Below are 25454 nucleotides of genomic sequence, written 5' to 3'. Positions count from 1 at the left end.
CTCAAAGGGGAATCATTGGTCTTGAGGTAGCTCCATTGCGTCAACTTGAGCCAACAGCCATCGTCTCACGCGCTATACCGATGCAATAACCACCTAACACTCAGTCATAGAGCATTTTTTAATAAATCTTTGAGCCGGGGTGCAGGGGCAGCGCCCCTGCCTCACCCCTGCTAGATCGGCGGGGCGATGGTGACGAGCACGCGCATGTCCGTGATTGCGCCTACGCCATGGGGCACCGCAATGGGACAGACCAGGACATCGCCTGCCTTGGCGGGCACCTTGCCTTCCTGGGACAGGAATTCGCCAGTGCCTTCGAGGATGGCGAGGACCAGTTCGCCTTCGATGTTGTGCGAGTGCAGGGGCAGGCCTTGCCCGGCCTTGAAGCTGAAGTTGATGACCTTCATGTGCTCGGACTCGTGGACCAGGGTCATGCTGGGGCCAGTGTCCTTGAAGGCGTTATCGAACAGATGCTGAATCTTCATGATGAGGCTCCTTGCCGCGTGGCGGCTGGGTTGTCGGTGCTACAAGCCCATGGGCCGCAGTCCGGCGGACGCGCCGGTCTGCACCTGGCCGTCGCGGGTGATGACGATGGTTTCAATGGGCACGTTGACGCCAGCGGCGTGTGCCCCGCGCTGGGCGATGGCGCTCATGCCCGCGCAGCAGGGAACCTCCATCTGCACCACGGTGATGTCCTTGATGCTGTTCTGACGCAAGATCTCGGCCACCTTGTCGATGTAGCTCTGAATGTCGTCGAACTTGGGGCAGCCAAGGAGCAGCACGCGCCCGGCCAGAAAGCGCTCGTTGAAATCCGGGAAGGACGGCGGCACGCAGTCTGCCGCGAGCAGCAGGCTTGCGTTCTGCAAAAACGGCGCAGTGGGAGGCACCAGGCGCAGCTGGATGGGCCAGTGGGTGAGGTTCGACACCCCGGCGGACTGCTGCCTGGGCACGTTGGCCTGCTGGCACGGCGACCCCTGAGGCCGCTGGCCCATGCTCATGACCCGGCTTCCGGGGCAGCCGCCTCCGTGCGGCTTGGGCGCATTCAACCGAAGGCTCGCGGGGTCGGGCATGTGGTCGGGCACCTCGCGACCTTGGGCCCTTAAGTGCTTAGCCACGGCTTCTGGATCAAAGTCCTCGACTTCGACCTCAACGACCTTGAGCGCGCCGGTGGGGCATTCGCCCAGGCAGGCTCCCAGGCCGTCGCAAAACACCTCGTTCACAAGCTTGGCCTTGCCGTCGATGACAGCCAGGGCGCCTTCGGCGCATCCGGTGACGCAGTCGCCGCAACCGTTGCAGAGGTCCTCGTTGACAGTGATGAGCTTGCGTGTGGCCTTCATGAAATTTTCCTTTTTGAGAGGGGCGCGGGAGGATCGTCGTCTCCCGCGCCCGTGGAGTGTTGGTTGAGCTTCTCTTTTCTAATTTAGGAATGGTTCTTGTTTTGGCAAGACCATTCCTGATTCGCTAGCCCAGAATGGCCTTGAGGTCCTCATCCGGAGTGGTGATGGGCTTGATGTTGAAGTTCTCCACCAGGAAGGCCAGGACGTTGGGAGTGATGAACGCGGGCAAGGAGGGTCCGAGACGGATGTTCTTGATGCCGAGGCTCAACAGGGTGAGCAGGATGGCCACGGCCTTCTGCTCGTACCAGGACAGGATGAGGGACAGGGGAAGGTCGTTGACGCCGCACTTGAACGCGCCGGCCAGGGCCACAGCGATCTGAATGGCCGAGTAGGCGTCGTTGCACTGGCCCACGTCGAGCAGGCGCGGGATGCCGCCAATGTCGCCCAGCTGCTTGTCGAAGAAGCGGAACTTGCCGCAAGCCAGCGTCAGGATGATGGTGTCAGCCGGGGCCTTTTCCACAAACTCGGTGTAGTAGTTGCGACCCGGCTTGGCGCCGTCGCAGCCGCCCACCAGGAAGAAGTGGCGGATCTTGCCGGCCTTCACGGCGTCGATGACCGCCGGGGCCACGCTCATGACGGTGTTGCGGCCAAAGCCAACATTCACCGAGGTGGTTTCCACGTCGTCGGTGAAGCCGGGCAGCTCAAGGGCCTTCTTGATGACCGCGCTGAAGTCCTCGTTGCCAACATGCACCGCGCCGGGCCAGCCCACCAGACCGGTGGTGAAGATGTTCGGCAGATAGCTCATGGCGGGCTTCTGGATGCAGTTGGTGGTCATGAGCACCGCGCCGGGGAACGCCGCGAACTCCTTGACCTGGTTCTGCCAGGCGGTGCCGTAGTGGCCGAAGATGTGCTTGTACTCCTTCAGCTTGGGGTAGCCGTGGCAGGGCAGCATTTCGCCGTGGGTGTAGATGTCGATGCCCTTGCCTTCGGTCTGCTTGAGCAGGGTCTCCAGGTCCTTCAGGTCGTGGCCGGAAACGAGGATGCACTTGCCCTTGCGGTGTCCGAGGGGCACGGCGGTGGGCGTGGGGTGTCCGTAAACGCCGGTGTTGCCCGCGTCGAGGAGCTCCATGGCCTTCAAATTGGCGGTGCCGCACTTCATGGCCAGTGCGACCCAGGCGCCCAGGTCCAGGTCGGTGCGCAGGGCCGAGGCCAAGCCTTCGTAGATGTACGCGGCGACCGAACCGTCGTACTGGCCCAGAAGCGCGGCGTGGTCGGCATAGGCGGCGACGCCCTTGATGCCGTAGAGCACGGTCTGCTTCAGGGACTGGATGTCAGCGTTGGGGTCCACGGCGTTGATGGCGTGGGCCTCGCCCTGCGCCACCAGCCCGGCCATGTCGGCGGCGGGGATGAAGCCCAGGCAGGGGCAGTCGGAGATGACGCCGAGGGAGCCTACGCGGGCGGTCATGCACTTGCGCAACTCAACGGCCTTGTGGATCAGCGGCACGAAGCGCTCAGGGTCGAAATTCACGTTGGTCAGGGTGCTGAACACGGCCTTGTAGATGAACAGGTCGGTTTCCTTGTCCTGGATGCCTTTTTTGGCGGCCTCAAAGGCCACCACGGACAGACCCTGACAAGCGTAGATCAGCAGGTCCTGAAGGGCGGCGACGTCGGGCTGCTTGCCGCACACGCCGATCTGGGTGCATCCGGTTCCCTTGGCGGTCTGTTCACACTGATTGCAAAACATGGGCTGCCTCCTGGGCTGTATAAGGTTGTCGTCAGGGTGTCTTTGTTCAGTCAGACGCGGTTTCCCGTGCTGGCAAAACAGGTTTACGACAATCCTTGCACCGAATCTTTGACTTGTGTCAACGGCCCCTGTTTTTTTTGTAAAAAAAGCCCCGGGCAGGTGCGCGGGGCGTAGGGGCGTGGGGCTGGGTGATAACTCAGCGGGAGGTCAGCGGGGGAGCGGCTCCTGCCGTGTCAGGCAGTGGATGGTGCCCAGGCCCCAGACCAGGTCCACGGCGTGGATGCCAATCACTGGGCGGTCGAAGAGTTCGGAGAGGATGCCCAGGGCGATGCGGTCGTTCACGTCGTTGAAGGTGGGCACAAGCACCGCCGCATTGGTGATGAGGAAGTTGGCGTAGCTGGCAGGCAGGCGCAGGCCGTCGAAGAAGAGCGGCGCGGGCATGGGCAGGCGGACAACCTCGGGCCGGGTGCCGTCCTCAAGTTTCGCGCCCTCCAGGATCTCGCGGTTCTCCTCAAGGATGGCGTGATTCCCGTCCGCCGGATTCTTCTCCTCGCACAGCACCAGGGTGCGCGCGTCGGTGAAGCGGCAGAAGTCGTCCACATGGCCGTGGGTGTCGTCCCCCTTGATGCCGTTGGCCAGCCAGATGGTGTTCTGGATGCCCATGGAGGAGGCGAACACGGCCTCGTAGTCCTGGTGGGTGAAGCCGGGATTGCGCACCTGAACTTCCGGGTCCATGCAGCATTCCTCGGTGGTGACGAGGGTCCCCTGGCCGTTGATGTCTATGGCGCCGCCCTCGAAGACCACGAGCCGGTCGCCATGCATGGCAGGCACAAACTCCAGGCCCAGCAGCCGGGCGATGGTCGGCGGCACCAGAGCGTCCAGCTGATATTCCGGGTACTTGCTCCAGGCGTCGAAGTCGAAGCCGGACACGGCCACCTTGCCGTCCTTTTCCACGAAGCAGGGGCCGCAATCGCGCATCCAGCCGCGATCCGTGGGGATGCGGAAGAAGTCCACGCGGGAGAGGTCCACATGGGCCTTTTTCAGCTGCCCATGGGCCCGCTTTTCCACCTTCGCGTCGGCCACCAGCACGCGCACGCGTTCCTGGCCTTCGGCGTTGGCTATCTTGCGGATGATCTCCGCAAAGGCCCAGGGCATGGGCGAGAACTTGCCCGGCCAGTCGCAGGCGTTCTGCGGCCAGGTTATCCAGGTGGCGGCGTGGGGCTCCCACTCCGCAGGCAGGCGCAAAAAGGGCGCGGCGCTCATGACGTGCCTACTTGGCGGCCTTTTTGCGCAGGCGGTCCTGCAGCCCCTTGATGAGAATCGGCCAAGCCATGGTGGCGTCGGCATGAACCTCGGCGAACTGGCCGCCCTCGGCCGGGGGAACAAACTTGCCCCAGCTGATGCCCTCCTGGTAGGTGCAGCCGGACAGGCCGCCCCAGTGAACGGGCTCGGGGCAGATGCGGATGGCGTACTGGAAGCGGCGCGCGGGCAGGTCGCGCTCCAGGCGGTTGCTCATGACATCGAAGAACGGACCCACCTGCTGCGCCCAATTGCGGGGCACGCCGCCGCCAATGGTGAAGATGGCCATCTTCTTGGCGCCGTGCATCTTCTTGGAGTAGCTGAACAGGTCGAGAAACGGATTAAACTGGAAGGGCAAGGCTTCCGGGCCTTTTTCGCCCAGCAGGTGGCCGAAGTCCTTGGCCAGAATGGAGCAGGCCACATCCAGGGCCAGCTCGGAGTCCGTGAAGGCCGGGATGTAGACCGGCACGTTCTTCTTGTAGGCGCTCTTGAGGATGCCGGGGCCGTTGTACTTCTCGCTCAGGTGCTTGCCGATGGCGCGGCAGATGAGCTCGCTTGAAAGGTGCGTCACCTTCTCCACGTCCATGAGCTGGTGCATGACCTCGCGGACGACAAGCTCAGCCTGGGTGAAGTTGGCCTCGGGCTCAAGGGTGTCGTACACGCGGTTGTAACCGGCGTCGAACAGAGCCTTGTCGTTCATGCTGGGGTCGTACTTGAAATGCTTAAGCCCGATGGACTCAATGAACCCGTGAGCCATAAGCGCGCCGGTTGAAACCACCACGTCGAGCCAGCCCTCGTCGATCATCTTGATGAGCAGCTTGCTTTGCTTGGCCACGGTCATGGCGCCGGAGAAGGTGCCCACCACCACGCAGTCGGGGTCCTCGACCATGGTCTGCAGAACGTCGAGGGCCTCGCCCAGGCTGCGGCCTCCGAAGGCCGTGCGGCCCATGGCGGTCAACAACTCGTCGAAGTCGTTGATCTTGTCCGGGTCGAGGGTGGTCAGCGGTGTCAGATTGTCCGTGGTGCCGTCGTGCAGGTCGCGCTTCATGGTCGACATTTGAGCTTTCCTTGTGCCAGGGCCTCCCGCTCCCTTGACGGAAACGGGAGGCCCTGGTCGTTGGGGTCTGTTAAGCGGCTGATCTAGAAGATGAACACAACAGCGGACACGGTGGTGGTCCACATGTTGCCGGTGCCGATGGCGGAGACCGGCATGGAGATGGAGTCGATGATCTTGCCGCTCATGAGGTACACTTCGCGGCGCTCATCGTAGCCGATCTCAGGATCGAAATCCACGCCAAGGGTGGTGGCCAGCATGGTGGAGGCCAGGTCCTCGGCGAAGTCGCCCAGTTCCTTCTCTTCCTCGCCGAAGCTGTGGTGCTCGGAGATGTAGCCGTAGTGCTCTTTGTCCGAGGGAATGGCCATTCCGCAGGAGGAGCCCACAAGGCGGCCCTTCTCGTTGGTCTGGTTGCGGGCCATGACGCAGAAGGTGATCTGGCCGGGGTGCAGGGCTTTCACGCCCTCTTCCAGGCTCACCAGCTCGCAATTGGGCGGATAAATACTCGACACGTAGACAAGATTCTGTTTTTCGATGCCGGCTTCGCGGAGCGCCAGCTCGAAGGACTGCAGCTTGTTCTTGTGGACGCCCACGCCTTTGGTGAAAAAGGCGCGGGTGGGAACCATGGGATGATTGGCCATGTATTGACCCTCCTGGGCTTGGGATAACGCCGGTGTCCCGACGAATGACGCCATATATTTTTTTGGAAGGGCTGGCTACTATTAAATTGGGCCAGCCTTGGCAAGCACTATTTGCACACCATCCGGGACCGCATCCTCAAAGGGCTGATTATCCTGCCAGAAGCTTCAGCTGACCGCAGGCGGCGGCGATATCCTGGCCCATGCTGCGGCGCAGAAAAGTGGTAATATGCTTACTGCGAAGGTAGTTCTCAAAGGCCAGAACGCCTTCCGGGTCCGGGGCCTGGAACCGGGCCGGCCCGGTCTCCGGGGGGGGAGGATTGTAGCTGATGAGGTTCACCTTGCAGCGGCGCTGGCCCAGCAGCTTCACCAACTGCCTGGCGTGGGCTATGCTGTCGTTGACTCCGCCGAGCATGATGTACTCGTAGGTCACACGCTCGCGCATCTTCATGGGGTAGCGGTCCAGGCAGGCCAGAAGCTCCTCCAGGGGCACCCGGGCGGCCTTGGGCATAAGCTTCTCGCGCAGCTCCTGGGTGGGCGCGTGGAGAGAAATAGCGGGCACGGCAAGGCCGGACTCGCCCAGAATTTTGAGGGCCGAGGGAATGCCCACGCTGGACACCGTGCTGCGGCGCGGAGCGATGGAGATTCCCTCCGGGCTGCCAAGGGTCTCCAGGCTGCGCAGCAACTCGGTCAGGTTCATCAGCGGCTCGCCCATGCCCATGAACACCAGGTTCTTGAGGGGCGCCAGGCTGTTTTCGGCCAGGTAGGCCCGGCCCGCCAGAATCTGGCCCAGAATCTCGCCCATGGTCATGTTGCGGGTAAGGCCGAGCTCGCCCGTGGAGCAGAAGGTGCAGGCCATGGCGCAGCCCACCTGGGTGCTCAGGCACTGGGTGTAGTTCCCGGCCATGGGGATGAGCACGGTCTCGATTTTTTCGCCGTCGACAAGCCGCAGCAGCAGCTTGATGGTGCCGTCGGTGCTCACGCGGACCACGTCCACCTCGGGCCAGGCGATGACGGCCTGCGCGGCCAGCCGGGCCTTCATGTCCTTGGACAGGTTGGTCATGCTGCCAAAGTCGCGCACGCCCCGGTGCCACAGCCAGTGCCACAGCTGGTCCGTGCGGAAGCGAGGCTGCTTCAGCTCGTCCACCACGTAGGCTTCAAGCTCGGAGCGCGTCAGGTTCAGGAGGTCGGTCCTGGGGCGTGTTTCGGCGGCGGCTGTCATCATGCAAGCATGTACCAGCGCAGGGGCGGATGCACAAGTGGGCGGAGGGTTGGGTCGGCGCAGGATGTCCGTGATGCGGGCCGACGGCGGCCTTGACCCCGAATTCCACGCCCTTGTGCAGCTCCTCGTTGGTGGAGAGCTCCTGCCAGGTGCGGGAGAAGGCCTGCTTTGCGCCAGCCGCGCCCTGAGTCACAGCCTGGCCCGTGCCCGCCGCCATCTTGTCCAGCTCCTCTGCTGTGGCGGAGAGCAGGCTCTTTGGCTCCCGCCTCCCTGCCTCGCTGTCCGCCCCGGCCTGCTTGCCCGCATCCGCGTACATGCGGCCATCGGTCGTGAAAGTGCTGACCGAGCCGTCACGCAGGGACGCGGCACCGCCACGCGGGCCGGTGTAGCGGCCATGGGAGTCAGCCCTGCGGCTTGCCGCCCGCGCCGATCTTCATGCCCGGACCTGCGCCGCCCGCAGCGTCCTGTTCCGGCAGCGGCGCGCCTTCCACCAGCACCCACTCCGGGTAGTGACGCTTCGCGGGAGCCTTTTCCTCCAAAAAGAGGAACGCGGCGGCCTCCAGTCCGGGGTCTTCTCCACCACCCACCAGTCGGGCAGGCCACGACCTCGCGGGCGGGTGCGGATGTCCGCAGACTTCTTCACCTGAACATACCCGCCAGTCTCGTCCGCAATCCAAAGCTGTTTGCCCTGTCTGTTTGATGGCATAAGCAACCTCCTCTAAAATTTCAACGGAGTATAGCATCGCCTTTTTGCCGCGGACAAAAATGCCCTGCTATTGGCCGGAAAAAGGATGAATCTGGCGGGTTGACAGGGGGTAGGGCAGAGGGTTGCCGGGCCGGAAGGCGCGCAGCCGACGCGGACGAAGGGCCCGGGATGGGCAGGTGCGCTCCGCGGTGCAGAAACGTTGCAGCCTGCCGCAAGAAAGAGTAAGCATTCATTTTCTGCGCCCACCCCGGAAGTTCAACACTCGGCGCGGCAACCTTGAAGGAGCACAGAAGCTTGCAGATCGCGGAACTTATCCCCACACGACGTCCTTTTCTTTCGCTTGAGTTTTTTCCGCCCAAGGAACGGGACACCTGGCCGAAATTTTTCGCAGAGGTCGAGAAGCTCAAGGCTCTTGACCCGCTCTTCGTGTCCGTGACCTATGGCGCGGGCGGCGGCACCCAGGCCAACACCCTGGATGTGGTCACCCACCTGAAGCGGGAGATGGGGCTTACGCCCATGGCGCACCTCACCTGCGTGGGCGCGTCCTCGGCGGCGTTGCGCGAGTTTCTGGCGGCCCTTGCCCAGGCTGGCATCGAGAACGTTCTGGCCCTGCGCGGCGACCCGCCCAAGAACAACCCGGACTTCCGCTTCGAGGGCCAGGAGTTCCAGCACGCCTCGGACCTTGTGCGCTTCATTCGCGCCAATTTCCCGGCCATGGGCATCGGCGTGGCGGGCATTCCCACCATGCACCCGGAATCGGCCACGCTGGATGACGACCTTAAGTGGTTGAAGCACAAGGTGGATGCGGGCGGTCAGTTCGTGGTCAGCCAGTTGTTCTTTGAGAACGAGCTGTTTTTGAAATATCTTGCGCGCCTGCGCGAGCGCGGCGTCACCGTGCCCGTGCTGCCGGGCGTCATGCCCATCATGAGCATGAAGAGCGCGGAATTCATCGCCACCCTGAACGGGCGCGCGGTGTTCGGCGGCTTTTACGAAGAACTTGAGCGCGCCTTTGCCGCAGGCGGCGACGACGCCGTGCGCGAACTCGGCATCCAGCGCGCCACCGCGCAGGTGCAGGGCCTCATCGACGCGGGCGTGCCCGGGGTGCATCTGTACACCCTGAACAGGGCCGAGGCCTGCCTGTCCATCGTCAACAACATCACCTTGAGATAAACGGAGAAGAACATGAGCGCGAAGAATCCCAGAGTGGCAGTGGTGGGCGCAACGGGCGCCGTTGGCCGTGAAATGCTCGAAGTGCTTGCCCAGCGCGACTTCCCGGCTTCCGAGATTGTCCCCTTCGCCTCCGCGCGCAGCGCGGGCACAAAGGTGGAGTACAAGGGCGCGGAACTCACCGTGCGCGAACTGAAGGAAGATTCCTTTGTCGGGTTTGACCTGGCGCTTTTCTCCGCCGGTGGAACCACCTCCGAGAAGTTCGCCCCGCTGGCCGCCAAGGCTGGCTGCGTGGTGGTCGACAACTCCAGCGCCTGGCGCATGGACCCCAAGTGCCCCCTGGTGGTGCCGGAAGTGAACCCGAGCGACCTTTCCTGGCACAACGGCATCATCGCCAACCCCAACTGCTCCACCATCCAGATGGTTGTGGCGCTTAAGCCCCTGCACGACGTGGCCAAGATCAAGCGCATTGTGGTGTCCACCTACCAGGCCGTTTCCGGCACCGGGCAGAAGGCCATCGCCGAGCTTGAGACCCAGGTGGCCAAGCTCATGAACGGCAAAGAGGCCGAGTGCAAGGTCTACCCCTACCAGATCGCGTTCAACTGCCTGCCGCAGATCGACGTGTTCCTGGACAACGGGTACACCAAGGAAGAGATGAAGATGGTCCTTGAGACCAAGAAGATCATGGGCGACGACAGCATCCGCGTGACGGCCACCGCCGTGCGCGTGCCCGTGTTCTACGGCCACTCCGAGAGCGTCAACATCGAGACCGAGAAGAAGCTCACCGTGGAGGAGGTGCGCCAGATTCTGGCCAGTGCCCCCGGAATCATGGTGGAGGACTTCCCCGAAAAGAAGATCTATCCCATGGCCATCAACGCCGCAGGCCAGGACGACGTGTACGTTGGCCGCATCCGCGAGGACGAGTCCATCGACAACGGCATCAACATGTGGATCGTTGCCGACAACATCCGCAAGGGCGCCGCCCTGAACGCAGTGCAGATCGGCGAGGAACTCATCCGCCGCAATCTGCTGCGCGTGCTGTAGGCCGACCCAAAGGGAGACAACGCCATGCGCGTCGCCGATTCTCAGGAATACCTGCAAGCGCTGCTTGACGCCATCCGGCCCGGCACCGATGAAGTGCTGGCCTTTTATGACCACCGCGTGGGGGTCATCGGCACCGACGCGAAGCTCATGCTCATGCCCTGGGACGACCATCTGGTGCACCGGGGCGACGGCGTGTTCGAGTCCCTCAAGTTCGAGGGCCGCAAGCTCTACCAGTTGGACGCCCACATCCGGCGCATGAAGATCTCCTGCCAGGCCATCCACCTGGAGCCGCCGTGCTCCTGGGGAGAGCTTGCGGAGGCCATCGTGGAGGTGGCGCGGGCGGGCAACGAGCCCAACGGGCTTGTGCGCGTGCTTCTGGGGCGCGGCCCTGGCGGCTTCGGTCTCGACCCCTACGAGAGCCCGGTGCAGAGCATGTACGTGGTGGCCTACCGGATGCACAAACGGCCTGAGGCCGCCTTTGAAAAGGGCGTCAGCGCCATGCGAACCAGCATCCCGGCCAAGCAGTCGTGGATGGCCACGGTGAAGACCACCAACTACCTGCCCAACGTGCTCATGAAGCGCGAGGCCGTGAACAACCGCGTGGACTTCCCGTTCTGCTACGACGACAACGGCTTCCTGGCCGAAGGCGCCACGGAGAACGTGGCCCTGGTGGACGACGCGGGCAGGCTGGTAATCCCGGAGTTCACCAACGCCTTGGCGGGCACCACCCTCATGCGCGCCGTTGATCTGGTGAAGGGCGACATGCCCATCATCTTCAAGGGCGTCACCGAGGACGAGGTGTACACCGCCCGCGAGGTCATGATGGTTGGCACAAGCTTCGACGCCATCGGCGTGGTGCGCTACAATAATAAACCCATCTTCGACGCCCGGCCCGGTCCGGTGACCAAGAAGATCCGCGCGCTGCTCCAGGCCGACCTGCTGAAGAGCGGTCTGGTGTTCTACGCGAACGAACGAAACCATGCGCCCGGCTCCTTCCATTCACGCAATGGAAGGGCCGGGCGCTTCTGCTTCCAGGGGGGATCAATGGACACGCTCGTGTGCCACTGCTTCGGTTATACCAGGGGCGACATCGAACGCGACGCCTTGGCGCATGGGCGGTCGACCATCCTTGAGGGCATAGTGGCGGAGAAGGCGGCTGGCGGCTGCCAATGCGCGGTGAAGAACCCCACCGGCAGGTGATGTGCTGCCGATGTCCGCCGGGTGGCGGACAAGGCATTGCGTGGCCGAAGCCTGTCTTGACGCCGAGGCCGCGCCAGGAGTAAAGTATTGCATCGTTCCGGGGCCGCGTGACTGGCGAACATGCGTGGAGTCAACCACGAGGAAGCGCGAGACCCCTTATCTGCCGCTCGCCTGGGCTGCATCCCTTCCAGCCTTGAGGCGCGGGGGTGTACCACCGACACCCTTCCTGACGGAAGGCATCCTCGGAGGCGCCCATGCGCGACACATCCCCCAGAGCACTTGTCATGAGCCAGGCCGCAAGCCTTGGCGACTTGAGGCGCGACTTCTCCCTTTCCGCCGCCGTGGCCGGTGTCATCGCGGTCATGGTCTCCTACGGCGGTCCTGCGGCCATCATCTTCCAGGCGGCGGGGCAGGCCGGGCTCACTTCCGCGCAGCTCACCAGCTGGATCTGGGCCATCTCCATCGGCTCCGGCCTGGCGGGGCTTGCGCTCAGCCTGCGCTACCGCGCGCCGGTGATCATCGCCTGGTCCACGCCGGGCGCGGCGCTTCTGGCCGCGGGTTGGTCCGCGTACCCTTACCCGGAGGCCATAGGGGCCTTTGTCTTCGCCGCGGTGGCCATCACCGTGTTCGGAGCCACAGGGCTTTTCGGCGCGCTCATGAAGCGTATCCCCCAGGCGGTGGTCGCGGCCATGCTGGCGGGCATCCTGTTCCGCTTCGGGGTGGAGGTGTTTACGGCCATGCGCGCCACGCCGCTCTTGGTTGCGCCCATGCTGGCCTGCTACGTGGCCATGAAGCGCGTGTGGCCGCGCTACGCCATCGTGGCCACGCTTTTCGCCGGGCTTGTGGCTTCGGCAGGTTTGGGCCTGCTGGACTTCTCCTTGGTGGAGGCGAGCATCGCTAGGCCGGAGTTTACCGCGCCGGTGTTCAGCCTGGGCGCGCTCATCGGCCTTGGCGTGCCGCTGTTCATGGTCACCATGACCGGGCAGAACGCTACGGGTCTGGGCGTTTTGCGCACCGCAGGCTACCAGACTCCCGGCGGACCGCTGGTTGTGGCAACGGGCGCGCTGTCCGCGCTGCTGGCGCCCTTCGGGTCCCACGGCATCAACCTCGCGGCCATAACCGCAGCCATCTGCACAGGGCCGGAGGCCCACGGCGATCCGGACAGGCGCTATGTCGCCGGGGTCGTTTGCGGACTGGCGTATCTTGTGGTGGGGCTTTTCGGGGCCACGCTGGTGGGGCTGTTCACGGCGCTGCCGCCGGGGCTCATCGCGGCCATTTCCGGGCTGGCGCTGTTTGGCGCGCTCATCTCCGGCCTCACCCAGGCCATGGCCGACGAGGTCCGGCGCGAGGCGGCGCTGGTCACCTTCCTGGTGACCGTGTCGGGCGTGGCGGTGTTCGGCGTGGGCTCGGCCTTCTGGGGGCTCGTGGGCGGCGTGTTGACGAACGCGGCCCTCAACGCCCGGCGAAAGTAGGGGATTTCGGCCCGGCTAGTAGGGCATGGACCGCCCGCTGGGCGGGGCGATTTCTTCCCAGTCCGACAGCGGAGCAAGGTCCTGGGGCACGAACTCCCAGCGTTCGCCAGCGCGCAGGGCCTGCTCCGGCGCATCGTCCTGGATGACTTGGTCCAGGGCGCTGGCGGCAGTCTTGAGGTCTTCCTCCACCATGGCCATGATGCTTTCGGGGTGGCGGTCGCCATCGGGCATGACGCGGTACACGAGATACAGTTGACGCATGTGGCCTCCGGGGCATTGTATTTCAGGCACCATGCCCCAGTCAGGGGGGCGGCGTAAAGGCCTTCCCTTGACGTCCCGCCCCAGGCGCTTTTAGTGTCGTCAGCGCCGCCAGTGCGGCGCGTTCGCCCCCCAACGCCGGAGCCTCAATGCGTTTCTACCTCATCTTCACCGTCATCTTCATGTTCATGCTGGCGATTTCCCTGGTGCAGGTGCGCCGCCAGGTGGGCATGGCGCATCACGCCTCGCTGGTGCTGCTGGCTCTTGGGCTGGTGATGAGCCTGCTTCTGGCCTCCACCCGGGTCATGCCCGAGAGCTGGTCCCCGGATCTGGCCCGGCCCATGTGGTGGCTGGGCTACGGCTCCTTCGCCGCAGTGTCCTATCTGTTTTTGTTTCAGGTCTGCCTGCTGTTCGCGGAAATAACCGCTTGGCTGACGGCGCGGGCCCTGGTCCCCTTCTTTCGATCGCCGCGCGCCCTGTATCTGGCCTTCGCCCTTACCGGCATGGTGCTGGCCTATGGCTCTGTTGAGCTGGACAACGTGCGCGTGCTCTCCCGTCAGATACCCTCGGCCAAGGTCTCCAGGCCAGTGCGGCTGGTGGCGGTGAGCGACCTGCATCTCGGCGTCATGAGCACGCCTGCGCGCATCGATTCGCTTGTGGCCCTCATCCGCGCCCAGCGGCCGGACTTGCTTCTCCTTGTGGGCGACATCGTCAATGACCATCCGGATTCGCTGGAGCCCCTGGCCGCGAAGTTCAAGGACGTGGCGCCAAGGCTTGGCACGTATGGCGTGTTCGGCAACCACGAGCGCTACGAGGGCGACCTGGCAAGCGGGCGCGTGTACGGCTGGGCCGGGGCGCGGGTGCTGCGCAACGAAGCTCTGTCCCTCCCAGAGGCCGGGGTGCAGCTTCTGGGCGTGGAGGACCCCGGCCGCGCGCCGGATACCGCCGCCTATGTCGCCGAAGAGATCCGCGCCCTTGGGCCGCAACTCGACCCCGCGCTCTTTCGCGTGCTCTTGAACCACCGGCCCCTGGCCTGGCGCGAGGTCGCACAACCGCTTGGCATTGAACTGATGCTCTCCGGCCACACCCACCGTGGGCAGGTGTTCCCGTTTTATATGGTCGTGGCCCGGTTCAATGAATTCATGGGCGGGTTTTACGAGTCGCGCGGCCCTGATATTCAAGGATTGGTGCTTGGCGTGAGCGCGGGCGCCGGCTTCTGGGGTCCTCCCTTGCGCGTGCTGGCTCCGCCGGACATCCTGGTGGTGGACATCGTGCCCGCCGCGACCGCCACCAATCCGCCAGCCCAGTAGCCCTGGGCATGGACCCCTGAGCCGAAGTGGCGTAGGGAGGAGCAAAGACATTCCAAAGGATGCGCGAGTGGACAGGAATACACCCAGGCGGCTGGGCATCACAGCCAAACTGCTCATCTGGTGCATGATGCTGGTGGCCATCTTCTACGCCACCACCAGCGTGCTCATTTTGCGCATCCAGAGCCTGGTGGAGGTTTCCTCGGCCATCGTCAACGTCAACTACGATGTTGATCTTTCCGCTCAGCGCATGATCCAGCAGCTCCTTTCCCTTGAGGAAAACCGCAAACGCTACGAAATACTTGAAAAAGACGTCTATATGGACGCCTTTGTGTCTGATCTTGAGAGTTTCGGCAAGACGCTCACCTCGGTTCTTGCGCGCCACCCGGAATACAACCAGTCCTGGGCCGTGCTCACCAAGGAGTACGCCGAGCTGCTGGCCAGAAGCCGCGACACGGGGCCCAAGGTTCTGCCGGACAGGACCGTGGCCCGATGGCTGGAGATTCTTTCCGAGGCGCGGCAGCAGAATCAGCAGGAGATGGAAGCGCGCCTGAACGAGCTGGCCGACAAGAGTCGCGCCGCCGAGCGCCTGGGCTTCTTCGGCCTGGTGGCCAGCATCGGCTTCGGCGTTCTGGGCAGCGTGTTCATCGCCTACCGCTTGAACCTTTCGCTCACCGAAATCCGCCGGGGCATCCGCGAGTTGGGCAGCGGCGAGCCCACCCGGCCTGTGCGGGTCACCACCCACGACGAGCTGGGCGAGCTGGCCCAGGCCTTCAACAGCATGACTGCGCGCCTCACCGAAGAAGAGCAGATGCGCCAGGACTTCATCGCCATGCTTTCCCATGAGATCCGCACGCCGCTCACCAGCATCCGTGAATCCGTGGATCTGGTGACAGACGGGGTTTTTGGCGAGGTGAACGAGAAGCAGCGGCATTTCCTGGATATCTCCCGGCAGGAGGCCCTGCGCCTCACCCACCTGTTGGAGCGGCTCATGAAAGTGTCCAGTCTGGAGGCCCAGCGCCTGCGTCTCAACACCGAGCCCCTGGACGCCGCCGCCTTGGCGCGCCAGGCCCTGGATAAGCTCCAGTCCACGGCCCTGGCCAAGAACATCGGGCTCAAGGCCGAGCTGCCGGATAACTTCGTGTTTGTTGAGGCCGACCAGGAGCACGTGACCCAAGTGCTGGTGAACCTCTTGGGCAACGCCATCAAGTTTTCCCCTCCCGATTCCCTGGTGCGCCTGAGCGTCACCCCGGAACCGACGGGGAAGTCCGTCATCTTCTGCGTGGTGGACGAAGGTCCGGGCATCGCCCCGGAGGAGCAGGAGCGCATCTTCCTCAAGTACTACCGGGAGCCAGCCGTGCGCGGCAGCGTGGACGGCCTGGGGCTGGGCTTGTCCATCGCCCGCGGCATAGTGGAGGCCCACGGCGGCAGCCTGTGGCTGAACAGCGCGCCGGGCTGCGGGGCCAGCTTCTGCTTTTCACTTCCCAAGCCCAGAACGATGGTATAGGAAATGCCCATGACACAGCATTCTTCGCGGCTTTGGAGCGCCCGCGTGAACTTGTCCGCCTTGGCGGCGTGTTCCGCGCGCTCCTTTTTGATGTTGGGCGCCCTGATGCTTTCGGGTTGCGCCCTCGTGCCCTATGGACCGGAAGCTGTTTCCGCCCAGGATCCCCGCGCGGCCTATGTCCTGGCCGTTGATTCCTATCTTGCCGGGCAGTACGAGAAGGCCGCCTCCATTTTTCAGCGTCTTTCCGGAAACGCGGCCGATCCTGTGGTGGCCCGCAAGGCATACTACGGACTGGCCTGCGCCCAGTTGGCCACGGCCCGGACCCCGGCGGAGCTGCACGCGGCCCTGAACGTCTGGAACACCTGGATGCAGATGACCCCCGAGGGGCTGCCCTCCGAGGATCCGCGCCTCATCACCCCGCTTTTGCCCAGGCTTACGCCCTCGGGCAGCACCGAAAGCAAGGCCCTGCTTTCCGAGGAGGAGATCGACCGGGAGCTTTCGCGCACCAAGCGGCTGGTCGGCTGCCAGGAGGAGACCGGCAAGGTCAAGGACGCCCTGCGCAAGAAGACTGCCGAGGCTGAGGCCCTGCGCAGCCAGCTCAACGCCCTGGAGCGCCTGCACCAGGAAATCACCATGAAGAAGAAGGGCCTGGAGTAGCGCCCGCCCCTCTATGGAAAGCAGCAAACGCGAACATGCCACCATCCTTGTGGTGGACGATGACAAGAACATCCTGCAGGTCCTTGAGGCGCGGCTGTCTTTTGCGCACTACAAGACCCTCTCCGCCCGCAGCGCCGAGGAAGCCGTCGAACTGCTGGCCCAGCATCCCGTGGACCTCGTCGTCTCGGACGTGAAGATGCCGGGCATGGGCGGCGTGGGCCTGCTGCACGAGATACTCATCCAGTGGCCGCACATCCCCGTCATTTTGCTCACCGCCTACGGCAGCATTCCAGACGCGGTGTCCACCATCCGCTCCGGCGCGGCGGACTATCTCACCAAGCCCTTTGACGGCCACCAGCTGCTGCAGAAGATCGCCGCGCTCTTGGGCCGCGCCACTGATGAGCCGAAACGAGCCACGGCCGCCAAGGGCAAAAGCATCTCCGAGGTTATCTGGGGTGGTAAAAGCCCTGCCATGCGCGATTTCTACGCCATCCTCGAACGCGTCGCCCCCACTGACGTGGCCGTGCTCATCCTCGGCGAATCCGGCACCGGCAAAGAGATGGTGGCGCGCATGCTCCACGACCTCTCGCCGCGCGCCAAAGGCCCCTTCGTCATTGTGGACTGCGGCTCCACCCAGCCCACGCTTCTGGAGAGCGAACTGTTCGGCCACGTGAAGGGCTCCTTCACCCACGCCGTGCGCGACAAGAAGGGGCTTATGGAGGAGGCCGACGGCGGCACCCTGTTTCTGGACGAGATAGGCAACATCAGCCCGGAGATGCAGACGCGGCTGTTGCGCTTCCTACAGGAGCGCACCATCAGGCGCGTGGGCGACACTCGCGCCATTCCGGTGAACTGCCGGGTCATCGCCGCCACCAACTCCGACCTGCCCTCCCTGGTGAAGAAGGGCGAGTTCCGCGAGGATCTCTATTTTCGCCTCAAGGTGGTGACGGTCAAGGTTCCCCCCCTGCGCGACCGCAAGGAGGACATCCCGCTGCTCACCGACCGCTTCCTGGAGACCTTCAGCACCAACCAGAACCGGCCACGGGTCACGGCCTCGCCCGAGACCCTGAGCTTGCTCATGGCCCATAGCTGGCCGGGCAACGTGCGCGAGCTGAAGCACGCCCTGGAGAGCGGGGTGGTGTTCTGCTCCGGCCAGTCGCTGCAACCTCGCGATGTACAGCTGGACCAGGCCCAGAGCCTGCACGCCGACCCGGTTGCGCCTGCCGCGCCCGCCAGCTCCTCCGCTTCCGGCCCGGCTGGCCATGCGCCTGCAGCGGGCCCGGACGGTCTGTCCCTTGAGGAGAACGAGCATCAGGCCATTATCCGCGCCCTGGAGCGCGCTGCCTGGGTCAAGAAGAACGCCGCCGACCTGCTCGGCATCAGCCGCCGGGCCATTCATTACAAGATCAAAAAGTACAACATCCAGATACCGGGCAAAGACCAGGACGAATAGCGCCGGAACTGCTGAAGTGGGTGCTCCCTTTCCGTACGGGCGCCCTTTTCGTTGAATCGGGTTTGTGCATTATTTCACCAGCTACGAATCGTTCACTACGTAAAAGCGCGGGGTTTGGGTTTTTGTTGTTTTCAAATCCTATAGTGGTGAAGTATTACGGTCGATAATTCATTACTATTCCAGAGATGAACCTGGATGCGGCGTGGGTGTCGTGGCGCGTCTTGCGCTGACCGTGAAACCCTCCCCCGACGCGGTTCACACCGTAACCGGGCAGACTTCGGCGGGCTTGCGTTTCCGTTTCTCCTTGAGGAGGCCTCAATGCGCGTTACCTTGCTGACGAAGATTACGGGCTTGGTCTTTTTTGCTGTGCTTCTTGTGGGCGGCGGCAACTACGCTGCAAATCGATATTTTCTTACCAACACCCTGGACGAGCAGAACGTGAAAGAAGTCGGCATCCGTGCCGACATCGTCAGCGAGCAGTTCGAGAACCAGAAAAAAAGCCTGGTCGCCAACGGCTTCCTCATGGCCAGCAATACCCAGGTGGCCGCCAAGATCGTTGAAGGCGACACCCCCTGGCTTCAGGCCTATGCCAAGAAAGTCATGGCGGAAACAGGCCTTGAGTCCATCACAATCTCTGACCGCGAAGGCAAATGCATTGCGCGCGGCCACTCTGAAAAGGTGGGCGACAGCGTCGCCAACCAGGTGAACGTGCAGAAGGCCCTCAAGGGGGAGGTCGTCGTTGGCGTGGAGCAGGGAACTGTCGTCAAGTTCTCCCTGCGCGCCGGGTATCCCGTTAAAAAGGGTGAGGAGATCGTGGGCGTCATCACCCCCGGTTTCACCCTTTCAAGCGAACGCTTTGTGGATCAGATCAAGAAGAGTCTTGGCCTCGAGTGCACGCTTTTCCAGGACGACTTGCGCATTTCCACCACCATCATGAAGGACGGCAAGCGCGCCATCGGCACCAAGATGGACAACGCAGCAGTGCTTGAAGCCGTGCTGCAGAAGGGCCAGCGCTATCTCGGCCACAACAAGATCATGGGCGTTGATTACAACACCGCCTACTGGCCCATCGTTGATGTGAACGGCAAGAACGCCGGCATGTTCTTCATCGGCCAGCGGCGCGAATTCCTCGAACGCGTGTTGAGCGAAGTCAATCTGTCGAGCCTCGGGTCTACGGTATTTGTCGGCCTGATCATGCTCATCGCGGGCTTCCTGTTCTCGAAGGCGCTGGTGCGGCCCATCCTGCAGTCCATCGACTACGCCCACAAGGCCGCGCAGGGCAACCTGGACGGCGATCTGAACGTTACCTCCAACGACGAAACGCACACCCTGGCCGAGGCCTTGCGCACCATGAGCGCCAACCTCAAGGTCAAGATCGAGGAGGCTGAATCCAGCTGCAAGCAGGCCGACTTCAAGGCCCTTGAGGCTGAGCACGCCACCCAGGCCGCCCTGGAGGCCAAGCTTGAAGCCGAAAGCGCCAAGCGTCAGGGCATGCTCGACGCCGCAGGCAAGCTTGAGGAGATAGTGGAGCGCATCACGTCCAGTTCCGAAGAGCTCTCCGCCCAGGTGGAGCTCATGAGCCGCGGCATGGATCTGCAGCGTGACCGCGTGGCCGAGACCGCCTCGGCCATGGAGCAGATGAACGATTCGGTGATCTCTGTGGCCCGCCAGGCGGGCGAGGTCGCCTCCTCAGCCGACAACGCCAAGAACAAGGCCTCCGGCGGGTCCGACGTGGTGCGCCGCTCGCAGCAGGCCATCGGCAACGTGAACACCATCGCCGTGCAGCTCAAGGACAATATGGAGCAGTTGGGCAAGCAAGCCCAGGCCATCGGGCAGGTCATGAACGTCATCAATGACATCGCCGACCAGACCAACCTGCTGGCGCTCAATGCCGCCATTGAGGCGGCTCGCGCCGGAGATGCCGGCCGCGGCTTCGCAGTGGTTGCCGACGAGGTGCGCAAGCTCGCCGAGAAGACCATGGGCGCCACCAAGGAAGTGGGCGAGAACATCCGCGCCATTCAGGAGTCCAGCCACAAGAACATCGGCAGCATGGACAAGGTCGCCCTGGCCATTGGCGAGGCCACTAGCCACTCCAACGAATCCGCTCAGGCCCTTGAGGAGATCGTCGTCATATCCAGAAGCAACGCCGAACAGGTGCAGGGCATTGCCGGCGCGGCCGAGGAGCAGTCCGGCGTGTCTGAAAAAATCAGCTCCGCCATTGAGGAAGTGAACCGCGTGGCATCGGAAACCGCCGAGGGCATGAACCAGTCCGTGGCCGCCATCGGCGAACTGGCGCGCATGGCTGCGGAACTGCGGAACATCATCGGCGAGCTGAAGGCTTCGTAGCCAGACGCGTGGTCGTCGCCTCGGCAGACTGCCGGAGGCCTGAAAGCTCTGATTACTCATTAAGATCATAAGAAAAGGCTCCTTCCGGCAACTCGCCGGGCGGGGCCTTTTTCTATTGCCATGCACGGTGCAGGCAGGGGGCGCTTTGCGCCAAGGAGCACCAGGTTCGGAAGATCCTTGACGGCTGGCGCGGAAGGGGCGCCGGGCGTCTACTCCGGCGAGTATTCCGGCACCAGGCGGCGCAGCAGGGCGCGCGTGGCCGCGGCATCGCGGTTCCTTGCGGCGGCCTCAAGCTCTGCCAGCAGATCGGCTGCGGGACCGGCATCGGCGTCCCGGCGCAGCGCCATGATCTTCTCGTGCTCTGTGCGCACGACGTTTTCGCCAGCGCCAATGAGCTCCTCGGCCAGTTTTTCGCCGGGGCGCAGGCCTGTGAAGGCAATGTCCACATCCACGCCGGGCTCCTTGCCGGAGAGCCGGATCAGATCGCGCGCCAGATCCACAATGCGTACGGGTTCGCCCATTTGCAGCACAAAGATGTCGCCGCCTGCTTCGGAATCGCCTGACGCCTGCCCCATGGCAGCGGCCTGTAAGATAAGCTGGCAGGCCTCGGAAATGCTCATGAAGTAGCGCGTCATCTCCGCATGGGTCACGGTCACAGGGCCGCCCGCCTCGATCTGCCGCCGGAACAGCGGCACCACGGATCCGCTTGATCCCACCACGTTGCCGAAACGCACTGCCGAGAATCTGGTGGGTCCGCCCGCGAAAGCGGCCATGAGCCGCTCGGTGACGCGCTTGCTTGCGCCCATGACGCTTTTCGGGTTCACGGCCTTGTCCGTGGAGACGATGACGAAGCGCTCTACGCCGTGCGCCACGGCAGCCCGCATGAGAATGCGCGTGCCTGTGACGTTGTTGGTCACTGCGGCCCAGGGGTTTTCCTCCAGCATGGGCACGTGCTTGTAGGCTGCGGCGTGCAGCACCAAGGAAGGGGCGTGTTCAGCCAGCACGCGGTCCATGAGGGCCTCGTCGGCCACGCTGCCCAGCACGCAGGAGTAATGTGCGTATCCGCCCTCGTCCAGCTCACCGGCGATGGCGTACAGATTGTATTCGCTGGCATCAACAAGGACCAGCCGACGGGGGCTGAAGCGCGCCACCTGGCGGCACAATTCGGAGCCGATGGACCCGCCGCAGCCGGTGACCAGCACCACGCGATCCGTCAGGATGGCCTTGAGCCCGTTCTGGTTCAGGGCCACCTCGGTGCGGCCCAGCAGATCCTGGTAGTCCACGGGCCGCAGGGTGAGCACGGCCTTGCCGTCCAGAAGCTGGCTGGTGGCGGGCAGGATGCGGTGGGGCAGGCCCGAAGCCTTGCAGGTCTCGACGATGCGGCGCATTTGGCTAGCGCTGGCGCGGGAAACCGCGATGAGGATCTCCTCGGCCTTGTGCAGCGCGGCCATGCGCAGCAGGTCGTCCACGCGCCCCAGCACCGGGCGGCCATGGAGCGATCGGCCCAGCTTGTCCGGGTCGTCGTCCAGAAATCCGGCGACCTCGAAATTCAGGCTCGGCGTCTGGGACAGTTCGCGCAGCAGGCGCTCGCCCAGGCCGCCAGCGCCGATGACCAGCACGCGCCGGGCTGGCCCTTGCGGGGGCGTGCGGCCATGGTTCCTGGCGTAGTGGACGCGGATGCCCAGGCGCAGCCCAGCGGTGAAGAGCAGGGTGAGCATGCCGTCCAGGGCCAGCACTGCGCGGGAGAAGCCCGTGAACCCGTAGCGGAAGGCCACGAAGGCCACCAGCAGCGCCGAGGACAAGAGCACGGCCTCGCCCAGGCGCTTGAAGTCCACCAGGCTGGTGTAGCGCCACATGCCGCGGTACAGGCCCAGCGCCAGGAACACGCAGAGCTTGAGGGGCAGGGCGTATTTGTACATGGCGCGCAACTGCGCGGCGTAGATCTCAGGCAGGTTGAAGTCGAAGCGCAGCAGGTAGCTCAGGCTCAGGGCGGCGGCAAAGCAGACGGCCTCGGCCGCGAGCATGAAGTAGAAGTGCCGGTTCCTGGGGTTGCAGAGCATTACGCCCGGCCCTTGACCGTGCGCCCTTGGCCTCTGCGTCCGGTCTGGATGACGATGCCCGCCACTCGGTCCACGTCCTCGCGGTTCATGGCCGTGCCCGAGGGCAGACAGAGGCCGCGTTCGAAGAGCGCCTCGGCGATCTGGCCGCCGAACACGCGGCAGCCCGCGAAAACGGGTTGCAGGTGCATGGGCTTCCACACGGGCCGGGCCTCGATGTTCTCCGTTTCCAGGGCCTGGCGCACGGCCTCGGGCGCTGCGTCGAAGGGTTCGTTCATCTGCACCACGGTAAGCCAGCGGTTGGCCTTGCCGTTCGCGGCCTCGGGCATGAAGGTCAGGCCCGGCTGGTCGGCCAGGGCTTCCTTGTACCAGCGGAAGATGCGCCGCTTCTGGGCCACGCGGGCTTCAAGGACTTCCAGCTGGCCAAGGCCGAGGGCGGCCAGGATGTTGCTCATGCGGTAGTTGTAGCCGATTTCCTTGTGCTCATAATGCGGGGCGTGCTCCCGCGCCTGCTGGGAGAGCTTGCGGGCGTGGGCCATGAGGTCCGCGTTGTCGGAGGCCAGCATTCCGCCGCCGGAGGTGGTAATGATCTTGTTGCCGTTGAAGGAGAAGATGCTGGCGGCAAGCCCAGGCCAGGCTCCGGCGTGGCGGTCGTCGTCCCCTGCCCCCGCCCGTGCGCCCATGCTCTCCGCGCAGTCGGCCACCAGGGCCGCGCCAAAGGGCGCGCAAACGTCCAGCAGGCGGGCATAGTCTGCGCATTGGCCGTAAATGTCCGTGGGGATGACGGCCTTGACGCGCCTGCCCTCCGCCGCAAACCGAGTCAGGGCTTCGCACAGCAAGTCCGGGTCCATGTTCCAAGAGTCGGGGGCGCTGTCCACAAAGGCGACCTCCGCCCCAAGCTGCCGCGCCGGGCTCACTGACCCGATGAAGGTGAGGCTTGAGGCCAGCACCAGATCGCCAGGGCCCACGCCCAGGCAGTGCAGGGCCAGATGCATTGCTGCGGTGCCGCTTGAGACGGCAAGACAGTGCGGGATGCCTGTGAACGCGCTGAAGGCCGCCTCAAAGGCGTCAACCTGGGGGCCAAGGGGCGCGATGTAGTTGCTGGCGAAGGCCTCGGCCACGCGCGACTGTTCGCCGCCGCCCAGGTGCGGCGGGGAAAGGAACATGCGCGGCGGCCTTACGGGCGTCATGGCCTAGATCTCTCGCGCGGGCACGCCGCCCACTGTGGCGCGCTCCGGAACGTCCTGAGTCACTGCTGCTCCGGCCCCAACAATGCTCCACGCGCCTATCTGCACGCACTGCACGGCGCAGGCCCCGATGCCGACAAAGGCACCTTCGCCCACGTTGACGTGGCCTGCCAAGTGAACACCTGGGGCGACATGGGCGTGCGCCCCCAGCACGCAGTGGTGGTCGATGCTGGCCCCGGTGTTCAAAATTGCGTTCTCGCCGATGCGCGCGCCGGGGTTGGCGATGGCTCCTGCCGCAAGGGCCGCGCCCATGCCCACCACGACATCGGGCGCAAGGATGGCCGAGGGGTGGATGGCTGTGGCGAAGCGTTTGCGGGCCAGGATCAGCTCGGCATAGACTCTGGCGCGGGCGGCGTTGTCGCCGATGCCCAGAATGACGCAGTCGTGCGGGGTGGCGGGCAGGTCGGCCAGCTTGCCCAGCACGGGCAGGCCCAGAATGCGTGTGCCCGTGAGCTTGGGGTCGTCGTCGAGGAACCCGATCAGTTCCATCTCCCGTCCCTTGGTCCACATTTGGAACAGAATATCCGCAACAACCTGTCCGTGTCCGCTTGCGCCCATGACGACAATCTTCATTGCTGCCTCCGGCGGATGACCGCCGCGTTGGTTTTGCCTGAACCTACTGGTTTGCCGAATCTAGCGTGAACGCCTGGCCTGCTCATGCGCAGGGTTCCGCGCCATGACATTTCCTCCGCCGGGACGCCCTGGCGGCGCGAGGGGGGCCGTGGGGCATCATTCCCCCCGGCGGGGTTCGGGGCAGCGCCCCGGTATTCTCTTCCTACTCAATGCCCAGCACGCGGCGCACGGCGGTGATGACGTCGGTCACCTCCTGCTCCTCAAGTCTGGCCGAAATGGGCAGGCTGACGATCTGCCTGCCGATGCGAGCGGCCTCGGGGTAGGCTTCCGGCTTCCAACCCAGGCGTTCCTGGTAATACGGATGCTCGGGCAGGGACAGGTAGTGCACGCCCACGCCGATGCCTTGCCGCGTCATGGCCATGAGGAAGTCGTCGCGCTCAATGCCGCTTGTGTCCTTGTCCACCAGCACGGTGAACAGGTGCCTGGCGTGCAGGGTGTCGGCTTCCTGGGGCGCGGGCAGGCCGATGCGTTTGCCTGCGGGCAGGTCGGCGAAAGCCTCCATGTAGCGGCTCCACACGGCCTCGCGCTTGGCGTGGTAGGCGTCCACGCGTGGCAGTTGGTGGATGCCCAGGGCGGCCTGCAGGTCCATCATGTTGTACTTGAATCCTGCCTCCACCACGGCGTAGTGCTTGTAGCCCTCGTCGCCGAAGCGGTTCCATGCGTCGGCGCTCATGCCGTGCAGGCCAAGCACTTTGATGCGCGCCAGGTCTTCCTGGCTCTTGGCTGTGACCATGCCGCCTTCGCCGGTGATGATGTTCTTGGTGACGTAGAAGCTGAAGCAGCCGAAGTCGCCCATGGTTCCCGCGTGGCGCCCGTGGTACAGGGTCTCGATGGCGTGGGCGCAGTCCTCGACCATGGCCAAATCGTGCTCCCCGGCGATCGCGCAGAGCGCATCCATGTCGCAGGGACGGCCGGCCAGGTGCACGGGCAGGATGGCCCGGGTGCGCGGGGTGATCCTCTCGCGGACCTGTGCGGGATCGATGTTCATGGTCGAGGGGTCCACGTCGGCCAGGACCGGGACCGCGCCGGCGTGGATGATGGCGTTGACCGTGGCGCAGAAGGTCAAGGGCGTGGTGATGACCTCGTCCCCGGGCGAAAGCCCGAGCGCC

The 25454-nt window shown here is 64.3% G+C and carries 23 protein-coding genes and 1 riboswitch; of the genes, 9 read left to right on the top strand and 14 right to left on the bottom strand.

Annotated elements, in window-relative coordinates; translation table 11 throughout:
• Positions 1–170: 170 nt before the first annotated feature.
• The 9 genes from Q8O35_RS14025 to Q8O35_RS13985 all read right to left on the bottom strand — a co-directional run bounded on the left by Q8O35_RS14025 (position 171) and on the right by Q8O35_RS13985 (position 7878).
• On the bottom strand, positions 171–482 hold the full coding sequence (locus tag Q8O35_RS14025) for a cupin domain-containing protein (protein ID WP_305574412.1): 312 nt from the start codon (positions 480–482) through the stop codon (positions 171–173).
• A gap of 39 nt (positions 483–521) precedes the next feature.
• Positions 522–1334, bottom strand: a complete 813-nt coding sequence (locus tag Q8O35_RS14020; RefSeq protein WP_305574410.1) for an ATP-binding protein — start codon at positions 1332–1334, stop codon at positions 522–524.
• A 124-nt stretch (positions 1335–1458) separates the two neighbouring features.
• Positions 1459–3078 carry a hydroxylamine reductase gene (hcp, locus tag Q8O35_RS14015; protein WP_305574408.1) on the bottom strand — a complete coding sequence of 540 codons (1620 nt, stop codon included), beginning with the start codon at positions 3076–3078 and terminating at the stop codon, positions 1459–1461.
• Between the two features lie 207 nt (positions 3079–3285).
• Entirely contained in the window at positions 3286–4341 is a 1056-nt protein-coding gene (locus Q8O35_RS14010) for an agmatine/peptidylarginine deiminase (protein WP_305574406.1), read from the bottom strand.
• Between the two features lie 7 nt (positions 4342–4348).
• Positions 4349–5434: a deoxyhypusine synthase family protein gene (locus Q8O35_RS14005; protein ID WP_305574404.1), complete on the bottom strand. Its 1086-nt coding sequence runs from the start codon at positions 5432–5434 to the stop codon at positions 4349–4351.
• 83 nt (positions 5435–5517) lie between these two features.
• On the bottom strand, positions 5518–6072 hold the full coding sequence (locus tag Q8O35_RS14000) for a pyruvoyl-dependent arginine decarboxylase (RefSeq protein ID WP_305574402.1): 555 nt from the start codon (positions 6070–6072) through the stop codon (positions 5518–5520).
• A 148-nt stretch (positions 6073–6220) separates the two neighbouring features.
• The gene (gene rlmN, locus Q8O35_RS13995; RefSeq protein WP_305574414.1) at positions 6221–7291 is read right to left on the bottom strand and encodes a 23S rRNA (adenine(2503)-C(2))-methyltransferase RlmN; all 1071 of its coding nucleotides are present in this window, start codon (positions 7289–7291) and stop codon (positions 6221–6223) included.
• The gene (locus tag Q8O35_RS13990) at positions 7227–7607 is read right to left on the bottom strand and encodes a hypothetical protein (protein ID WP_305574400.1); all 381 of its coding nucleotides are present in this window, start codon (positions 7605–7607) and stop codon (positions 7227–7229) included. The genes rlmN and Q8O35_RS13990 overlap by 65 nt, the downstream gene beginning before the upstream one ends.
• Positions 7608–7692: 85 nt before the next feature.
• The gene (locus Q8O35_RS13985) at positions 7693–7878 is read right to left on the bottom strand and encodes a hypothetical protein (RefSeq protein WP_305574398.1); all 186 of its coding nucleotides are present in this window, start codon (positions 7876–7878) and stop codon (positions 7693–7695) included.
• 413 nt (positions 7879–8291) lie between these two features.
• Here Q8O35_RS13985 and Q8O35_RS13980 point away from each other — a divergent pair, with 413 nt between their 5' ends.
• From Q8O35_RS13980 to Q8O35_RS13965, 4 genes are all read left to right on the top strand, one after another.
• Complete coding sequence (locus tag Q8O35_RS13980) at positions 8292–9167, top strand: methylenetetrahydrofolate reductase (RefSeq protein WP_305574396.1); 876 nt, start codon at positions 8292–8294, stop codon at positions 9165–9167.
• A gap of 12 nt (positions 9168–9179) precedes the next feature.
• Positions 9180–10208, top strand: a complete 1029-nt coding sequence (locus Q8O35_RS13975; RefSeq protein WP_305574394.1) for an aspartate-semialdehyde dehydrogenase — start codon at positions 9180–9182, stop codon at positions 10206–10208.
• A 24-nt stretch (positions 10209–10232) separates the two neighbouring features.
• Positions 10233–11408, top strand: coding sequence for an aminotransferase class IV (locus tag Q8O35_RS13970; RefSeq protein WP_371133144.1), 1176 nt, complete (start codon positions 10233–10235; stop codon positions 11406–11408).
• A 97-nt stretch (positions 11409–11505) separates the two neighbouring features.
• A riboswitch (ZMP/ZTP riboswitch) is annotated at positions 11506–11592 on the top strand.
• Positions 11593–11662: 70 nt separating this feature from the next.
• Complete coding sequence (locus Q8O35_RS13965) at positions 11663–12880, top strand: benzoate/H(+) symporter BenE family transporter (RefSeq protein WP_305574391.1); 1218 nt, start codon at positions 11663–11665, stop codon at positions 12878–12880.
• Between the two features lie 15 nt (positions 12881–12895).
• On the opposite strand, the gene Q8O35_RS13960 is transcribed toward Q8O35_RS13965, so the two are convergent.
• Positions 12896–13141, bottom strand: a complete 246-nt coding sequence (locus Q8O35_RS13960; RefSeq protein ID WP_305574390.1) for a hypothetical protein — start codon at positions 13139–13141, stop codon at positions 12896–12898.
• Positions 13142–13287: 146 nt separating this feature from the next.
• On the opposite strand from Q8O35_RS13960, the gene Q8O35_RS13955 reads away from it, so the two are divergent.
• The 5 genes from Q8O35_RS13955 (at position 13288) to Q8O35_RS13935 (ending at position 20408) form a co-directional block, all read left to right on the top strand.
• Positions 13288–14448 carry a metallophosphoesterase gene (locus tag Q8O35_RS13955; protein ID WP_305574388.1) on the top strand — a complete coding sequence of 387 codons (1161 nt, stop codon included), beginning with the start codon at positions 13288–13290 and terminating at the stop codon, positions 14446–14448.
• Positions 14449–14515: 67 nt separating this feature from the next.
• Complete coding sequence (locus Q8O35_RS13950; RefSeq protein ID WP_305574385.1) at positions 14516–15952, top strand: cell wall metabolism sensor histidine kinase WalK; 1437 nt, start codon at positions 14516–14518, stop codon at positions 15950–15952.
• A 9-nt stretch (positions 15953–15961) separates the two neighbouring features.
• The gene (locus Q8O35_RS13945) at positions 15962–16609 is read left to right on the top strand and encodes a hypothetical protein (RefSeq protein WP_305574383.1); all 648 of its coding nucleotides are present in this window, start codon (positions 15962–15964) and stop codon (positions 16607–16609) included.
• Between the two features lie 13 nt (positions 16610–16622).
• The gene (locus Q8O35_RS13940; RefSeq protein ID WP_305574381.1) at positions 16623–18062 is read left to right on the top strand and encodes a sigma-54 dependent transcriptional regulator; all 1440 of its coding nucleotides are present in this window, start codon (positions 16623–16625) and stop codon (positions 18060–18062) included.
• Between the two features lie 318 nt (positions 18063–18380).
• A complete protein-coding gene (locus tag Q8O35_RS13935) occupies positions 18381–20408 on the top strand; it encodes a methyl-accepting chemotaxis protein (protein ID WP_305574379.1) in 2028 nt (675 codons plus the stop codon).
• A 209-nt stretch (positions 20409–20617) separates the two neighbouring features.
• Here the strand turns inward: Q8O35_RS13935 and Q8O35_RS13930 are convergent, their stop codons facing one another.
• The 4 genes from Q8O35_RS13930 to Q8O35_RS13915 all read right to left on the bottom strand — a co-directional run.
• Positions 20618–22468 (bottom strand): nucleoside-diphosphate sugar epimerase/dehydratase, encoded by a 1851-nt coding sequence (locus tag Q8O35_RS13930; RefSeq protein ID WP_305574377.1) that lies wholly within the window; start codon positions 22466–22468, stop codon positions 20618–20620.
• Positions 22468–23655 (bottom strand): DegT/DnrJ/EryC1/StrS aminotransferase family protein, encoded by a 1188-nt coding sequence (locus Q8O35_RS13925; protein WP_305574375.1) that lies wholly within the window; start codon positions 23653–23655, stop codon positions 22468–22470. The genes Q8O35_RS13930 and Q8O35_RS13925 overlap by 1 nt, the downstream gene beginning before the upstream one ends.
• A gap of 3 nt (positions 23656–23658) precedes the next feature.
• On the bottom strand, positions 23659–24285 hold the full coding sequence (locus tag Q8O35_RS13920) for an acetyltransferase (protein ID WP_305574373.1): 627 nt from the start codon (positions 24283–24285) through the stop codon (positions 23659–23661).
• 202 nt (positions 24286–24487) lie between these two features.
• Positions 24488–25454 (bottom strand): DegT/DnrJ/EryC1/StrS aminotransferase family protein (locus Q8O35_RS13915; RefSeq protein WP_305574371.1); only part of this gene is annotated, 967 nt, incomplete at its 5' end.

Origin of the sequence: Humidesulfovibrio sp., assembly GCF_030689645.1 — a bacterium.
GTDB lineage: Bacteria > Desulfobacterota > Desulfovibrionia > Desulfovibrionales > Desulfovibrionaceae > Humidesulfovibrio.
The sequence above is the reverse complement of the archived record's forward strand: the minus strand, read 5'-3'. Positions and strand labels throughout refer to the sequence as shown.

Excerpts from the sequence above, each read along its gene's own strand:
- Q8O35_RS13990 (WP_305574400.1), bottom strand. The coding sequence starts at position 7,607 with ATGTACGCGGATGCGGGCAAGCAGGCCGGGGCGGACAGCGAGGCAGGG.
- Q8O35_RS13960 (WP_305574390.1), bottom strand. The coding sequence starts at position 13,141 with ATGCGTCAACTGTATCTCGTGTACCGCGTCATGCCCGATGGCGACCGC.
- Q8O35_RS14020 (WP_305574410.1), bottom strand. The coding sequence starts at position 1,334 with ATGAAGGCCACACGCAAGCTCATCACTGTCAACGAGGACCTCTGCAAC.
- Q8O35_RS13920 (WP_305574373.1), bottom strand. The coding sequence starts at position 24,285 with ATGAAGATTGTCGTCATGGGCGCAAGCGGACACGGACAGGTTGTTGCG.
- Q8O35_RS13965 (WP_305574391.1), top strand. The coding sequence starts at position 11,663 with ATGCGCGACACATCCCCCAGAGCACTTGTCATGAGCCAGGCCGCAAGC.
- Q8O35_RS13970 (WP_371133144.1), top strand. The coding sequence starts at position 10,233 with ATGCGCGTCGCCGATTCTCAGGAATACCTGCAAGCGCTGCTTGACGCC.
- Q8O35_RS13955 (WP_305574388.1), top strand. The coding sequence starts at position 13,288 with ATGCGTTTCTACCTCATCTTCACCGTCATCTTCATGTTCATGCTGGCG.
- Q8O35_RS13940 (WP_305574381.1), top strand. The coding sequence starts at position 16,623 with ATGGAAAGCAGCAAACGCGAACATGCCACCATCCTTGTGGTGGACGAT.
- Q8O35_RS13925 (WP_305574375.1), bottom strand. The coding sequence starts at position 23,655 with ATGACGCCCGTAAGGCCGCCGCGCATGTTCCTTTCCCCGCCGCACCTG.
- Q8O35_RS13945 (WP_305574383.1), top strand. The coding sequence starts at position 15,962 with ATGACACAGCATTCTTCGCGGCTTTGGAGCGCCCGCGTGAACTTGTCC.
- Q8O35_RS14000 (WP_305574402.1), bottom strand. The coding sequence starts at position 6,072 with ATGGCCAATCATCCCATGGTTCCCACCCGCGCCTTTTTCACCAAAGGC.
- Q8O35_RS14010 (WP_305574406.1), bottom strand. The coding sequence starts at position 4,341 with ATGAGCGCCGCGCCCTTTTTGCGCCTGCCTGCGGAGTGGGAGCCCCAC.
- hcp (WP_305574408.1), bottom strand. The coding sequence starts at position 3,078 with ATGTTTTGCAATCAGTGTGAACAGACCGCCAAGGGAACCGGATGCACC.
- Q8O35_RS13935 (WP_305574379.1), top strand. The coding sequence starts at position 18,381 with ATGCGCGTTACCTTGCTGACGAAGATTACGGGCTTGGTCTTTTTTGCT.
- Q8O35_RS13930 (WP_305574377.1), bottom strand. The coding sequence starts at position 22,468 with ATGCTCTGCAACCCCAGGAACCGGCACTTCTACTTCATGCTCGCGGCC.
- Q8O35_RS14005 (WP_305574404.1), bottom strand. The coding sequence starts at position 5,434 with ATGTCGACCATGAAGCGCGACCTGCACGACGGCACCACGGACAATCTG.
- Q8O35_RS13975 (WP_305574394.1), top strand. The coding sequence starts at position 9,180 with ATGAGCGCGAAGAATCCCAGAGTGGCAGTGGTGGGCGCAACGGGCGCC.
- Q8O35_RS14025 (WP_305574412.1), bottom strand. The coding sequence starts at position 482 with ATGAAGATTCAGCATCTGTTCGATAACGCCTTCAAGGACACTGGCCCC.
- rlmN (WP_305574414.1), bottom strand. The coding sequence starts at position 7,291 with ATGACAGCCGCCGCCGAAACACGCCCCAGGACCGACCTCCTGAACCTG.